Here is a 13632-nt window from a genome sequence, read left to right as displayed (position 1 = left end):
GTCATCCGTGCAGGTCATCCTGCGGGTCACCTGATCCGGACGTGCGGCGGCTCTGGCTCTCGAGCGGGGCGGAGTCGCTGCAATATGATCACTTGTGCTCTTCCGCCTGGCCTACCTGACCGTCACGTATGCCTTGGTTGACTCGCCCCGCGCGAAGCCCTGCGCCGGCTCCGACTACTCGTCCGCCCGGACACCGTCCTACACTGGCACCGCGACCTGCTCAGGCAGCGTCATGCTCGCACTTGGCGGAAGAGCGACCCGGGCGCCGCCTACCGTGCGGTCCATCAGCGTCCTCATCCTGCGTCTGGTCAAAGAGAATCCGGCATGGGGCTACCGGCGCGTGCACGGCGAACGCACCACCCTTGGTGTCAAGGTCGCGCCCTCCACCGTCTGGGAAATCCTCAAGCAGGAAGGCATCGACCCGTCCCCCGCGAGGGCATCGGTCATATGGCCAGACTTCCTACGCTCCCAAGCCGACGCGCTGCTTGCCCTGCGACTTCATCGAGACCATCATCTTGAACGGGCAGCGTCAGTACATCCTCGTTGTCATCGAACACGCCACCAGGCGCGTTCGCGTGCTGGGCACCACCGCCCACTGTGGTTCTCCCGCACCCGGCTCACCGACGTCGTTCACCACCGGCAGGCGACGCCGAATCGGCCGCTCGTGGTGGGATTGGTGGAGGTCAGCCGGCTTGTACTGTTCGAGCTGACCACGCTGGTCGGCTACTGCGTGACGCTCGCCCTGCACCTACGCGTGTTCACATGATCGCCTTGAGGTTGAGCACCCAGAGCGTGTCACCCACCCGCATCGCGGGCGTCGTCACCGGCCCGCTCTCCCACTGGCGTCGCTGCACGGGCTCGCCGCCCGGGGGCCGGAAGGCGACCGTGTTCCCGCCGGCCAGGTCGAAGATCAGCCGTCCCTGATCGACGAGCACGAACCTGTTCATGACCAGGGACGGCATTGCCGCGGGCAGTTCCACCCGCCCGAAACCGTCATGCCGAACCGCGTAGATCCTTCCGGAGGCGTTGGGCAGGATCAGGGGCTGCCCGGGGAACATGATGATGCAGTCCGACGGCACGGGGAATGGCGTCTCGGTAGACGACTCCTCAGGCGTTGGGGTGGAGTCCGGAGAGGTGAGATCGGCGCCGATGCACCAGTCCACCGAGCACTCGGTGATCCAGCAGGTCGAGTCCTTGACGCACCACGGGCCGGATCGTGTCTCCCCGGTCTCCAGGTTCTTCAGCGTGAAATCTCTGATTTTCGGGAGGTTGGAGGTCGTCCCGGCCCATGGCCACTGCACCAGGTGCATGCCTTCACTGCCGCTGACCGTCTCCTTCGGCCCCCCGGCCAGTGGGGCGCGCCGGATTCCGTCGCTGGAGGTCCAGATGAGCTGGTCACCGACCAACTCCGCGCTATCGCTAGGGCTGTACCGGAGGAAGACCTCGGCAGTGCCATCATCCGGCACCCACTCGTCGGAGCCCAGGATCCGGACGGGAGCGCCTCCCGACACAGGTACCGACCAGGCCTCCTTCTCCACATCGCCCTGCAGCCACATCACCCATCGTTCGTTGGCCTGCACCTCGGTGACTTCTTCGTCGGTCGCGGTGGCCAGCGGGGTGATCGCGCCGGTGGAGTGGTCGTAGACGTACAGGTTCTCGTGCTTCACCAGCACCAGGCGCTGCGCGTCGATGGAGGCCATGGGGATGTAGAAGGTCGCGCCGGGAATCTCGTACATCGCGTCGGCCCAGACGCGTTCGGCCGACACGGTTCCGGTTGGCTTCGGTGTCTCGGCTGGGCGTGGGGCCGGGGAGGCCGGGCGTACCAGGAAGGACAGGGCCGCGATGACGGCGGCGACGGTGAGCGCGGCCAAGGTGGCCTGGGCGCGACGCTGGGTACGGCGGCGGCGCAGCCGGTTGACGCCGGGCAGCAACTCGCTCGGCGTGCTGGTCTCGGCGACCGCGCGGAGGGTACGTGCCAGATCATCCTCGAACATCGGTCTCTCCCGCGTGGTCGTGGTTCCAGCCCGCCCTGAGCTTGTCGAGGGCGCGGGCAGCCTGGCTGCGTACCGTGCCGCGGGAGACGCCGAGGGCGGCGGCGATCTCCTCGTCGGGCAGGTCGCAGTAGTAACGCAGCACCAGGACGGCCCGCTGCCTGGGCGGCAGGTCGCCGAGTAATCGCCACAGGCCGGGTTCGCCGTCGAAACGGGCGATCTCGGCATCGGTGACGCCCTGATCGGGGAGTTGGGCGACAAGGTGCTCGCGCCGGCGGCGGCGCCAGGCGCTGACGTGCAGCCTGGCCATCGTCACCCGGACGAAGCCCTCAGGATCGTGCTGCTTGCGCACCCTGGCCCAGTGGTCGCTCAGCTTGAGCAACGCCTCCTGGGTGAGGTCGGCGGCGTCGTGCGGGCTGCCGGTGAGCACCAGGCCGTAGCGGAGCAGCGCGTCGCCTCTGATCCGGACGAACTCGGCGAATGCGGCTTCCACCCCGTCACCCCTATTTTCGTCAGAGCACAGGACGCACCGGAGTGCCTCAACTGTTGCACGACCTCATCCAGATTCGCCCAGTCCTGCCTGATGGACCAGCAGCGCGGCCTGGGTGCGGTGCTGCGGGTGAGCAGGGCCCTGGTCGGCAGGGGCGAGCTGGACGAGCAGGTGGTCTGCTCGTTTCGCGCGGATGCATGTGGGAGCGGGCCGTACCGGTCTGTCTTCCTCGATGGGGCCGGTCAGCTTCTCCACCGACCATGGCGCCGGACGCCGGCGCACCCCAACGGGACGCCGTCCCACGGCCGGCAGCTTGCAGCGGCAGATGGCCCAAGCCCAGCGCGCCGCCGCGCAGACGAAAGAGGCCGCCGAAGCCGAACGGCTGGCGACCACCCTTATGCAGATCCTCGACCTGCACCGGGCCGAGTTCCCGCCCGCGCATTCACCCGTCGCCGCGCCTGTCCCGCCACCCGACCTGGCGGCCTTTCTGGCTCCTCGGGAGCAGCAGGCGCCGGCGGGAATTGGCGTGTTTCAGCTCAGGGCCCGCGCGGAGGCCAGGCAGCGTGCGCGGCCGGCCGCCGAGGCCGACCTGCAGCACTGGTGGATGCAGGCCAACGCCGAGCGCGACAGGCACGAGTGGGAGCTAACCGTCAATGGCAGCGCCTTTGCGGGAACGATTCAGAGATGGTCCTGCCGGTTCTGGCGGTGGCGTTCGAGGACAACGAGGCACCCGCGGTGCCCGTGGCGCTGAACGGCTCGGAAGTATCTCTCGTCATCCTGGCGCCGGGGCCGGACTTCGTGCCCGAACGTTTTCCGTCGGCGTGCACTCGCTGCTGCGTCACCGTCAGCTCCGCGGCCTGCAGGTCGACGTCCGTCCAGCGTAGCCCGGCCAGCTCACTGCGGCGCAGCCCGCGCAGCGCGGCCGGCCACCAGGCGGCGTACAGGCGGTCCTGCGCGACGCCGGTCAGGAAGGCCGCGAGTTGTTGGTCGGTCCAGACCGCCACCGCCGGGCGTTCTCCCGAGTGCTGCCGCTGGGCCGTCCGTCCGGCGGTCCAGACGACAGGATGCGGTCGGCGGGGATGGGGAGTTCGGCTGCGTTGGCCGGGTTGATCGGGATCAGCCGGGCGCGCACCGCCGCGTTCAGCGCGGTCCGCAAGGTGGCGTGGATCCGTACCACGATGGCTGGCGACAGTTGGTGGCCAGCCAGCGTGCCAGCCACTGCCCGACGTTGCATCCGGCCCCTGCACCGTCGCGGTCAGCGGTGATCAGAGCCTGGCCAGCGGCCCGGGCTTCCTCGCGGTCGGCATACCCGCCCTTGCTGCGCGCGTCCAGGTCCACGCCGACGATCTCGGCGTCGGTCCCGAGTAGGTGGGCGGCCTCGTCCAGGGTCGGCCGTGCCGCGCCACAGGTCCAGCCAGCGTACGGGCCTGTTCCGACCGGTGCGGCGGAGCCACGCCGACGATGTCGCGGTTGTAGCTCTGCACCTTATGCCCCTGCCGCTGCAGGCGATCGGCCGGAACGCGATCACGGAGTATCGATAGGCCGGCGAAGGACCGGCCGGGCTCGGCTGCGTCGGCACCGGATTCGGTAAAGCGGCGGCGCGCCACGCTGTTGGCAAAGGCGCGCGATGTCACTCTTCGGGAGAAAGGGGAGCACCGGTATGAGCATCGACGCTGATTCGCTTGAAGAGCACCCTCTCCTGGTCAAGCTGCTCCGGGAGGGAAAGCCGGACACGATGACGCTCTGGGGATACGTGGGCCCCTCGGAGCACGACGGATCCATCGCGCTGTATCCGAGCCTGGAGAACCTGGGCTCGGCCATTGAGATCCCCAAAGGGGACATCCTTCATGTCGAAAACGTGCCCCAGAGCGTCATGCTCTTCGGCGCGAAGGTCGTCTGGGTGCGACGGAGCGCCACCGTCGTCGTCCGGCAGGCCGACACAGCCGAGGACGCGGTGACGTCGGAGGACATGCGGGACATACGCACGGGCCGGCTCCACATGCGGGTCAAGACCCAGCGCTCCGACTGCCATAGCCCCTGTGCGACCTGCAGGGACTGCAGCAGCGTGTGTATCTCCAGCTGCCGGGTGAAACCACCGCAGGAGTGAGGGAACTGCCATGATCACCGAAAGCCCACTCGCCGCGCTGGACTACAAGGCCCCCTTCCTCATCGAACGGCTCATGAACGAGCAGATCGCGGACACGGAGGAGGAGGCGGAGGAACTGTTCGCCGAGGCGAAGAAGTATCTGGTGCTCACTCAGGTCGACGAGTCGAAGTTCTGGCGGATGCACTCGATGCGGGTCGACGACGCCTGGCACCACTTCATCCTCTTCACCGGCTTGTACACGAAGTTCTGCCACGACTACTTCGGGCGTTACATCCACCACAGCCCAGGCAACGACCCCGGGGTGGCCGGCGCGAGCGAGGGGGAGCGCCCGGTCGCCTCCTTCGCGATGTTCCGCGACCGTTATGCGGAGATCTTCGGGTCGCCCCTTCCCGACGTTTGGTACGACCACCGCAAAGTCACTCTGCGCCGGCGGGTGGTGAACGATAAGGCGGGGCTGCTGACGACGCGTCGCGGCGGGAACCAGGTCGAACTGCTCGACCCCTCGGGCAGACCGCTGATGAGCGCCAACCCGATCGCCGCCGACGCCCTGGCGTTCATCGCCCGCACCGGAGCCTTCTACGTCAGGGAGCTCCCCGGCGGCCTGACCGGCGAAGAACGGATCGCTCTCATCGAGGTGCTGGCCGAGCAGATGGTCCTCAAGGTGAGCGGTTAGCGGACAGGGTGACCTACGCCTCCCTCCGGGCCGGGCGAGGGCCCAACTCTCTCGTCGTCGAGGGGCTCGGCGTCCTCGGCGACGTACGGGGCCGTGCCCTGGACATCGGCGCGGGCCCGCTCAACGACACCTATTTCCTGCTGGCGGCCGGCTTCTCGGTCGACGCTGTGGACACCGACCCGTGCACCGTCTCGCTGGCGGCCACGCGGCGGCACCCGCGACTCAAGGTCGTCCACGCCGACGTCCGTGACCTGGACATCGCGGCCGGGGTCTACTCCTTCATGGTCGCGATCCATGTCCTGCCCTTTCTGCCCAGGGCCGACGTCGTCCGGCTCGCGGAGGCGATGACTGGCGGCCTCGCCCCGGGCGGCGTCCTGTGCTGCACGTTCTTCGGCCCCGAGGACGCCTGGGCTGGGCGGAGGCAAGGGAGGACCTTCTTGCGCGGCGCGGCGGCCGGGGCGGTGTTCCAGCGGCTGGAGCCGGTCGTCCTGCGCGAGGAGCGATACGACGGCATCGACGCCAGGGACGAGCCAAAACACTGGCATGTGGTGCGCTGCATCTTCCGCAAGCCGGAAGAGCCGGTCACAGTGGCGGCGAAAGGGTCAGAAAGCCCTCCTCCAGCAGACGGCGTACCAGGGAGAGCTTGATCTCGTGGCGGGCCTCCCCCTTCAGCCCGCCCGTCGTGAAGGGTTCGCCGGTCGCCATGCGGAGGAAGGCTTCCTCGTGGCGGGACGGGATGCTCAGCCGCTTGCCGTGAAACGCGACGACCATGGTCCCCGCGTCCCTCCGGATCTCCCACCGCAGGTCGGGCCTGCGCCGGACGACGGTGTCGTGATCGAGGGCAGCCAATGACACGAGGTCGAGGAGATGCCCGTTCAGCCGGTCTCCTTCCGTGAGGAGCGCCAGGTCGACCGCGTCGTCGACCAGCGCATCCGGCGCGACGGCTCGCCACAACCGGGCGGTCAGTTCCTGCATGCGCTCCCGTGTCTCGTCACGAGCCCTGGCTGTCCGGGCGAAGCCGAAAGGCAGCGAATCGCGGAAGGCGGCGTCGCCGTCGACGGCCGCCTCGCACCCGGCCAACAGCACGTCCGCCCAGGTGATGGGAAAGACGCCGAGGCTCAGGTGCAGGGACGCCGAATGCGTCGACGCGGCCTCGTGTGGGATGCCGCGAGGCAGATAGAGAAGATCACCTTGCCGCAGGTCGAACTCCTCACAAGGGCCGGTCCGCTCCGGCTCAGGTCCGGCCTCGTACACCTTCCAGCGTTTGCCGCCGGCAACCTGCAGCACGAACACATCGTGGGAATCACGGTGTACGCCGAACCCCTGCGCCATCGGCGGCGTGAGATAGGCGTTGACCCGGCATCTCGCGCTGAACTCGTACGCAAGACGCCGGCACAGGTCCCGCAGCGGAGGCCATCGCTCGTGAACCGAGGGCATGATCATCGTCGAGCCGCGACGGTAACGGTCGTAGAGATCCTCCAGCCGCCGGCTCCCGACGGCATCGCCTTCCGCGTCGGCGCGTCCGGCCCGGACCACGCGCACCGAGCCCGCGTCAAGGTCGGAGCCGGAAAGGAGCTCGTCGAAGCGGGCGAGTGAGAACAGGTCGCCGTAGTGATCCGGCGCATTTCGACGAAGCAGGAAATGCCGCTTCTTCCAGAAGCCCCGCAGGTACTCGTCCCGGGGCACGGGATGCAACAGCCAATCCACCGTGGGCGTGACGTCCACGCCTTCCCGCTCGTCGATCATCACCTTCGATCCGTACCCACGGCGTCCATGACGACCCGCACGGAGTGCGATAGTTGACCCAATTCTGGAAGTGCGGCCCTCGTCGCAGGCCGGGATGAGCGCTTCCCTCATGCCCCGCGCACTGCCGGTGGCACGAGGTCAGCGGCGTGGGGCGGTCAGGGGGAGAAGGGCGTGATCGACGATGGCAGCGACCTGCTGGCCAGAGATGAGCGCTTGGCTTCGCGATCTTCAAGGGCGTTTTGGACGCGGTTGTCCATCGAGATCAGGTGTCGGGGTGGTCCTCGCTCGGCATCCGCCGCCACCCCTATAGCGCCCGCTCAAACAGGTCACGAGCATCCTGCAGTTCACCGTGCTTGTACTTCACCACGCTCAGGGCGTTCATGGCCTGTACGTGTGGGGCTCGAATATTCGGCCACCGCGTCCGATCTGAGGGTTCGCTGAACACAATGGATCTCCAGCTCCGTGGTTTAAGCGGTCGCTCAAGATCTGCAGGCATGCCGAGGGGCTGTAGGCCAGCGCATGAATCGAGTATTCGAGCCCTACACTATGCGAAGCCCTTGCAGGGCTATGACATGGACGGATGCAATTATCGGCATGCGCAGTGTGCAGTCACTCCGGCCAGGTGCAGGCGTCGGGTGCCGTGCTCGATGAAGAGCAGCACATACCGTTCAGAGCACGAAACCGTGTTTCCGAGCCGGACAGGCTTTGAACGGAGGGCATGACGCTCCTCAAGGCAGGTCGGACAGCGGCCTGCCCGTGGGGCGTCGGAGGGACCGTTCGGGCGTGGGAGCGCGCGCCGAGCACAGCGGCGTCACCTCTACCTGTGGGCTGGAGCGCGGGATCATTTTGCACAGCCACGATGCAATGATCAATAGGGTGTCCGCCGTGCTCGGTGCGTGCTCGTACGCCCCGCCACACGCCGGCAGGACCCGGCACCGCCTGACACACAAAACGCGCTGAGGTGGCACGAACCGTCACCCAACGGCACGTCGCGGCACTAAAGGATGGCCTTGTCTCAAACTTCGGTAGGGCTCGCGCACGAGTTTTGTGGCCTTCGACTGCCTAATCCGATGGCTACCGCGTTCGAATTCCGCACGACATGCCCTAATCATGATGCTGACCTGCGGTAACGCGTTGATGAGCCATCTGTGTGGGACGGATTACCAGGTCACCGTGCTCGGCGTGCGCTCGTATGCACCAGCCCTGCACACAGCGTGATCGAAGCCGCGCTGCGGGAGGTGGGGCTGTCCTGCTTCCTGCCAGTGGGGCGTCCGTCCCGGCGGTCCAGATCACAACCGCCGCCAGTACGCCAACGACTTCACGATCTCGGACTACGTGCTGGCCAAGGGCTACGTCTACGCCTCCACCGACAAGGGCAGCGTAGACACCGGGTTCTACCACGACGGCCAGCGGCCCGGTGACGCCATCCGGGAGTGGTACCGCCGGATGACCGAGGTCACCGTCGCCGCCAGAGCCACCATCGCCCGTCACTACGGCAGGCAGCCGCGCAGGACGTACGCGATGGGCATCTCCAACGGCGGCCAGCTCGTCCGCTGGGCGCTGGAGAACCACCCCGAGCTGTACGACGGCGGCGTCGACTCGGAAGGCACGTACTGGCCGCCGGGCAACCGGCCGAACGCGCTGACCTACCTGCCGGTGGCGCTGCGCGAATACCCCAAGTACGCGGCCTCCGGCGACGAGCGGGCGCACGCCGCGATGCTGCGGGCGGGTTTCGCCCCCGGTTCGGCGTTCCTGTGGGACTTCAACTACCGCATCCTGTGGGACGGCACCCAGCGGCGCTACCGCGAGGAGGTGGACCCGGGCTTCGACGGCGACCTGGCCGCGGGCGTCCCGTACTGCCGGAGCGGCACCCCGAACTGTGACGCCGACTACGACTACGACACTCGCCCGAAGAGCGTGCACGACGCCGTACGGCGGGCCTCGCACTCCGGCCGCATCGGCAAGCCGCTGATCACCGTGCAGGGCACGCTGGACGGCCGACCACGGCCGGCAGCCGTCGCGCAGCGCCACCATCCCCCGCCCCACCTTCGGTGACGTGGTAAACACTGCGCCATCAGCTGACCAGCTCGCCCGTCCGGTCCCTGATGAGCCGCCGCATGACGAGGGCGGACGGTGAGGGACTGCTGTCCTGGCGCTGGGTCAGGCACAGGCGGAGGGGCGGGATGCCGCACCCAAGAGTGGTGAACGCCGCGGGGGCTTTCGTCCCATAACCCATTGTGTCGCGCGAGTGTTCGTGATCGAGCGATCGAGCCGGCTCGCGCGGGATTTTGGTCGCCCGGCCCTGCCACAGCACGATGGCGGTTCTCCGGCGCGGATTCCTTGATCACGGCCCGGTCCCACCTGTCAATGACGGGGCCGTGATCAGGGAAGCGCGCTGATGGTCAGGCGCAGGTGTAGCCGGACGGCAGGGCGGTGTTGCCGTTGGGCCTGCTCGCTTGGAAGCCGAAGCTGGTGGTGCTGGCTCCCGGCGCGAGCGTGCCGTTGTGGCTGACACTTCTGACCGTGACGGTCTGGCCGCTGGTGGTGACGGTGGCGTTCCACGAGCCGGTCAGGGTGTGCCCGGCCGGCAGGGTGAAGGTGACGGTCCAGCTGGTGATCGTCGAGGTGCTGGTGTTGGTGATGGTCAGCGGCTGGATCACATACCCGGTGCCCCACTGGGACTGCACGGTCGGGGTGGCCGAGCAGGCACCGGTCGGGCCTCCCTGTGTGGTGATCTGGACGGTGTCGGAGACCGGTGAGACGTTACCAGCGGCATCGCGCGCCCGGACCTGGTAGCGGTAGGTGGTGTTCGCAGTCAGGCCCGTGTCGGTGAACGAGGTCGTGGCCGAGGTGCCGATCTGGGTGAACGTGCCGCCCATCGCGCCCGGAGCGCGCAGGATCTCATAGCCGGTCACACCGGTGTCGTCAGTGGAGGCCGTCCAGGTCAGGCTGGTGCCGGTTGCGGTGGTGCCCGAGGCGGTGAGCCCGGCCGGGGCGGTCGGCGGCGTGGTGTCGCCTCCGGTGGCGGCCGTGGTGAAGGTGGCCTGCGCGGAGTTGCCCGACAGGTTGCCCGCGCCGTCACGCGCCCGTACGTACACCTGGTATTGGGTGTTGGCACTCAGCCCGGTCAAGGTGATCGAGGTGGTGGTGGACTGGCCAAGCTGCGGGTCGGTGGCGCCCTGCTCCCGGTAGACGTTGTAGCCGGCCAAGCCGGAGCCGCCCTGGTCGGTGGACGCGGTCCAGGTCAGGGTGGCACTGGAGGCGGTCACGTTGGATGAGACCGGGGTGCCTGGCGTGCTCGGCGGCGTGGTGTCGGTCGGACTGGTGGTCAAGCCGAAGAACTCGATGGCGTAGAGGGCCATACCGCTCTGCGGAAGAGCATGCCCGGCGCCCTGGATGCTGTACGCCTCCACCTGCACGGTGCCGGACAGATTGGCGTACCGGCTGCGGGTCCAGTTTGCCTGCGGGGTGTCGGTGCTGGTCGGGGTCTGGCTCAGCCCAAACACATTGGTCCACTGCTCGATCGACTCTCGCAGCAGCGAGTAGGGCACGAGGGTGTCGCTGGTGCCGTGCCACAGCTGCATGCGCGGGCGGGGGCCGGAATATCCCGGGTACGCCTGGCGGACCGCATCGCCCCACTGCTGGGGTGTTCGGTCCATGCTCCCGCCGGTGCACCTGCTGCTTCCGGGCGGATAGTCGGAGGCGCCGGCGAAGCAGTTGAAGGGCACACCCATGAAGGAGGCCCCTGCCTTGAACACGTCCGGGTAGACGGCGAGCATGTGCTGGGTCATCATGCCGCCGGACGAGCTTCCAGTGGCGTAGACCCGGTTCGGGTCTCCCTGATAGTTCCGCTCGACATAGTCGATCATTGAGGCGATCGAGACCGGATCGCTGCCGCCGCCGCGCCGCTTGGCCGCGTCCGACCAGGTGTCGAAGCAGTTGCCGAACCCTGCCGACTGGGTGGCGCTCGGGTAGATGACGATGAAGCCGTATCGATCCGCCAGCGAGGCGAACTCACTGCCCTGGTAGAAGCCGGGACCGGAGCCGCCGCAGCCATGCATCGCAACCACGATCGCCGGCGAGGCCGGGTGCGAGTCCGGCACATAGACGTGCATCCGCATGTTGCCCGGGTTGTTGCCGAAGCTGGTCACCTCCACCAGGGTGGCGGCGACGGCCGGCGATCCGAGTACCACGGTCATGACGGCAAAGAGCGCCGCGGCGCAGGCACCAGCCAGCACCGTGGTCAATCGTCTCATCCGCGCTCCTCCTCTCCATATCCGCGGCGCGCCGCGGATCGGTCCGCCGCGTATTGACGTCGGTCGCTGGAAAATAGAAGGGCCACGATCCACCGTCAATGCACGCTTGGTGCGCATGCCCGCCAGTTCACCTGGCAGAAAGCCGTTTTCCCTGGTTATCAAGTAACTTGCTATCAAGATTCTTGATATGGGTGTGGGAAACTTACATTGGAGCCCGTTCTGACGGGGCGCGATATCGTCTCCTGGTGACCGATCCGGGTGTCCCCGCGGCCGCTGCGCCGGACGCACCGCCGCCCCGTGTGAGCTACCTGGTGTTCCGGCTGGAACGCCGCATCCGCGCCTGCCTGGATGAAGCGCTCGCCCGGCACGGCATGACGACCACCGAGTACATGGCGCTCAGCGAGCTGCGCCTGCGCGACGCCCCGTCCTCGGCCGACCTGGCCCGCATCGCCTTCGTCACCCCGCAGGCGATGAACCTGGTCATCCGCGATCTCGAACAACGCGGCCTCATTCGCCGCGACCCGCATCCCCGTGGCGGCCGCGCTCTGCGCACCCGCCTTACCCCGAAAGGCCTGAGCACCCTCCGGCGATGCGACCGCTCCCTCGACAGCATCGAAGCCGTCATGCTCGCCGAGATCGACGACCCGGACCGCACGACACTCGCGGAAGCGCTCACGCTGTGCGCCCGAGCCCTCCATCCGGACATGCGGCCCTGATCCCAGTTCTTCGCTCGCAGAAACCACCCAGGGAAATGCTGTGGTCCGTGGCCAGCCACGGACCACAGCTGCAGCCAGCGCCGGACTCGACCAACCACAGAAGCGATCGAATTGGGACTCCTACGAGTTCGGCACTGCACTGGCAGGAATTCGACGGAGACACACCGCGCGGCAGTTCAAGCGCTGGTCCTATGGGATGTGGCCCGGCCCCCGCCTCCGCGCGGGACCGGGCCGATCACCCCGAGGGCCGCCTCCAGCTTGGCCTCAGCGGACGTCTCCTAGATCTTCCGCTCACGGTTGAGGAACTCGGCCAGCCACTGTTCGACGGTGATCTCCTGGGTGATCTTGCGGCGGATCGTTCCCGCGTTCGGGAGGGCGTCGGTATCGGTCAGGGTGCGCTTGATCAGGTCGGCGATCTGGGTGCGGGTGGCGGGCTCGCGCGGATCGGCCAGCGCGGGCAGGTCGCGCACCTGGCCGAGCTCGTCCTTGGCGGCGTCCCAAGTGACGAAGCCGCCGCGGCGCAGCGGCCCGCGCCGCTCCGACCGGGAAGTCAAGCAAACCCGCAGCTCACGACCGTGAACGGAGTATCGACACCCTTCACGCGAGCGCACGGTGAGATCCGCGGTGTGAAAGAGTCTTGGGGACCGATTTGCGAGGACGATAGAGTCTGGCCCTGAGGCAGAGCCGTGCCGGGGTTGAGGAGGGGGATGTCCATCACGCCCTTATCCCTGCCGCAGCCTCCTGCGAAGGCGCCGGAGTTCGGACGAGACGCGCTGATCGTGTGCGAGAGCCTGGTGCGGATCTACCAGTCCGGGTCGGTCGAGGTGCAGGCATTGCAGGGGCTGGACCTGGTCGTGGACAGCGGGGAGATGGTGGCCGTCGTCGGAGCGTCCGGGTCGGGGAAGTCGACGTTGTTGTCCATCCTGGCCGGGGTCGACGCTCCCACCGCCGGGCGGGTGCGGGTCGATCAGTGGAATCTGCTGGACATGTCTCGGGCCGATCGTGTCCGGTATCGGCGGCACACCGTGGGACTCGTACGCCAGCAGACGGCCGCCAACCTCATCCCGTACCTGACAGCGCGGCAGATGGTCGACCTGCCGATGACAGCGGCCCGCACTCCCGGCCGGGTACGCCGCAGGCGCGCTGCCGAGTTGCTGGACCTGCTCGGCGTCGCCGAGTGCGCCGAGCGGCGGCCTGCGCAGCTGTCCGGCGGGCAGCAGATGCGGGTGGCCATCGCGGTGGCCCTTGCCAACGAGCCCAGGGTGCTGCTGGCCGATGAGCCGACCGGGGAACTGGACAGCGCCACGTCGGCCGCGGTGTTCGGGCTGTTGCGGGAGATCAACCGGCGGCTGGGCGTCACCGTCGTCATCGTGACCCACGATCCCGCGGTCAGTGGGCAGGTGGAGCGGACGGTGGCGATTCGCGACGGGCGCACGAGCAGCGAAGTGTTGCGGCGTACCGCCACCGGAGATGACGGCGCCCCGCAGGTGATCGCCGAGGAATACGCGGTGATGGACCGGGCAGGGCGGATTCAGGTGCCGCGCGACTACCGGGAGGCGCTGGCGTTGACGCGACGGGTCCGGCTGGTGCTGGAAGCCGATCACGTCGCGATCCGTCCCGACGGCGGCGGGGCCGGATGAACGGCGGGTCCCT

Annotated in this window: 13 protein-coding genes; 7 read left to right on the top strand and 6 right to left on the bottom strand. The window is 68.0% G+C overall.

Annotated features, from left to right (window positions below):
* Positions 1-274: 274 nt before the first annotated feature.
* Positions 275-766, top strand: coding sequence for a hypothetical protein (locus tag ACIHFD_RS10970; protein WP_397366627.1), 492 nt, complete (start codon positions 275-277; stop codon positions 764-766).
* On the opposite strand, the gene ACIHFD_RS10965 is transcribed toward ACIHFD_RS10970, so the two are convergent.
* From ACIHFD_RS10965 to ACIHFD_RS10955, 3 genes are all read right to left on the bottom strand, one after another.
* Positions 759-1994 (bottom strand): hypothetical protein, encoded by a 1236-nt coding sequence (locus ACIHFD_RS10965; protein ID WP_397366626.1) that lies wholly within the window; start codon positions 1992-1994, stop codon positions 759-761. The genes ACIHFD_RS10970 and ACIHFD_RS10965 overlap by 8 nt on opposite strands.
* Positions 1981-2484: a SigE family RNA polymerase sigma factor gene (locus ACIHFD_RS10960; RefSeq protein ID WP_397366625.1), complete on the bottom strand. Its 504-nt coding sequence runs from the start codon at positions 2482-2484 to the stop codon at positions 1981-1983. The genes ACIHFD_RS10965 and ACIHFD_RS10960 overlap by 14 nt, the downstream gene beginning before the upstream one ends.
* Positions 2485-3131: 647 nt before the next feature.
* Positions 3132-3485 carry a hypothetical protein gene (locus ACIHFD_RS10955; RefSeq protein ID WP_397366624.1) on the bottom strand — a complete coding sequence of 118 codons (354 nt, stop codon included), beginning with the start codon at positions 3483-3485 and terminating at the stop codon, positions 3132-3134.
* A gap of 656 nt (positions 3486-4141) precedes the next feature.
* Here ACIHFD_RS10955 and ACIHFD_RS10950 point away from each other — a divergent pair.
* The 3 genes from ACIHFD_RS10950 to ACIHFD_RS10940 are packed head-to-tail and all read left to right on the top strand — an operon-like array spanning position 4142 to position 5908.
* Entirely contained in the window at positions 4142-4588 is a 447-nt protein-coding gene (locus ACIHFD_RS10950; RefSeq protein WP_355200486.1) for a hypothetical protein, read from the top strand.
* Between the two features lie 10 nt (positions 4589-4598).
* Positions 4599-5261 (top strand): hypothetical protein, encoded by a 663-nt coding sequence (locus ACIHFD_RS10945; RefSeq protein ID WP_397366623.1) that lies wholly within the window; start codon positions 4599-4601, stop codon positions 5259-5261.
* A gap of 8 nt (positions 5262-5269) precedes the next feature.
* On the top strand, positions 5270-5908 hold the full coding sequence (locus ACIHFD_RS10940; protein WP_397366622.1) for a class I SAM-dependent methyltransferase: 639 nt from the start codon (positions 5270-5272) through the stop codon (positions 5906-5908).
* Here ACIHFD_RS10940 and ACIHFD_RS10935 read toward each other — a convergent pair.
* Positions 5844-7007 (bottom strand): cupin domain-containing protein, encoded by a 1164-nt coding sequence (locus ACIHFD_RS10935; RefSeq protein WP_397366648.1) that lies wholly within the window; start codon positions 7005-7007, stop codon positions 5844-5846. The genes ACIHFD_RS10940 and ACIHFD_RS10935 overlap by 65 nt on opposite strands.
* Before the next feature lie 1335 nt (positions 7008-8342).
* Between ACIHFD_RS10935 and ACIHFD_RS10930 the strand changes: the two genes are divergently transcribed.
* A complete protein-coding gene (locus ACIHFD_RS10930; RefSeq protein WP_397366621.1) occupies positions 8343-9062 on the top strand; it encodes a tannase/feruloyl esterase family alpha/beta hydrolase in 720 nt (239 codons plus the stop codon).
* A 347-nt stretch (positions 9063-9409) separates the two neighbouring features.
* Here ACIHFD_RS10930 and ACIHFD_RS10925 read toward each other — a convergent pair whose 3' ends face one another.
* On the bottom strand, positions 9410-11263 hold the full coding sequence (locus tag ACIHFD_RS10925; protein ID WP_397366620.1) for a PHB depolymerase family esterase: 1854 nt from the start codon (positions 11261-11263) through the stop codon (positions 9410-9412).
* 245 nt (positions 11264-11508) lie between these two features.
* On the opposite strand from ACIHFD_RS10925, the gene ACIHFD_RS10920 reads away from it, so the two are divergent.
* Positions 11509-11979: a MarR family transcriptional regulator gene (locus ACIHFD_RS10920; RefSeq protein ID WP_349449740.1), complete on the top strand. Its 471-nt coding sequence runs from the start codon at positions 11509-11511 to the stop codon at positions 11977-11979.
* Positions 11980-12257: 278 nt separating this feature from the next.
* On the opposite strand, the gene ACIHFD_RS10915 is transcribed toward ACIHFD_RS10920, so the two are convergent.
* Positions 12258-12533: a hypothetical protein gene (locus ACIHFD_RS10915; protein WP_397366619.1), complete on the bottom strand. Its 276-nt coding sequence runs from the start codon at positions 12531-12533 to the stop codon at positions 12258-12260.
* 153 nt (positions 12534-12686) lie between these two features.
* Here ACIHFD_RS10915 and ACIHFD_RS10910 point away from each other — a divergent pair, with 153 nt between their 5' ends.
* Complete coding sequence (locus tag ACIHFD_RS10910; RefSeq protein ID WP_319709680.1) at positions 12687-13619, top strand: ABC transporter ATP-binding protein; 933 nt, start codon at positions 12687-12689, stop codon at positions 13617-13619.
* The last annotated feature ends 13 nt before the right edge of the window (positions 13620-13632 follow it).

Source organism: Nonomuraea sp. NPDC051941 (assembly GCF_044593615.1).
Note: the sequence above shows the minus strand (reverse complement) of the source record. Positions and strands in the feature narration are given on the sequence as shown.

Bases quoted from the DNA above. Each gene is read 5' to 3' on its own strand.
- ACIHFD_RS10910 (WP_319709680.1), top strand. From the start codon at position 12,687: ATGTCCATCACGCCCTTATCCCTGCCGCAGCCTCCTGCGAAGGCGCCG.
- ACIHFD_RS10950 (WP_355200486.1), top strand. From the start codon at position 4,142: ATGAGCATCGACGCTGATTCGCTTGAAGAGCACCCTCTCCTGGTCAAG.
- ACIHFD_RS10935 (WP_397366648.1), bottom strand. From the start codon at position 7,007: ATGATCGACGAGCGGGAAGGCGTGGACGTCACGCCCACGGTGGATTGG.
- ACIHFD_RS10965 (WP_397366626.1), bottom strand. From the start codon at position 1,994: ATGTTCGAGGATGATCTGGCACGTACCCTCCGCGCGGTCGCCGAGACC.
- ACIHFD_RS10945 (WP_397366623.1), top strand. From the start codon at position 4,599: ATGATCACCGAAAGCCCACTCGCCGCGCTGGACTACAAGGCCCCCTTC.
- ACIHFD_RS10925 (WP_397366620.1), bottom strand. From the start codon at position 11,263: ATGAGACGATTGACCACGGTGCTGGCTGGTGCCTGCGCCGCGGCGCTC.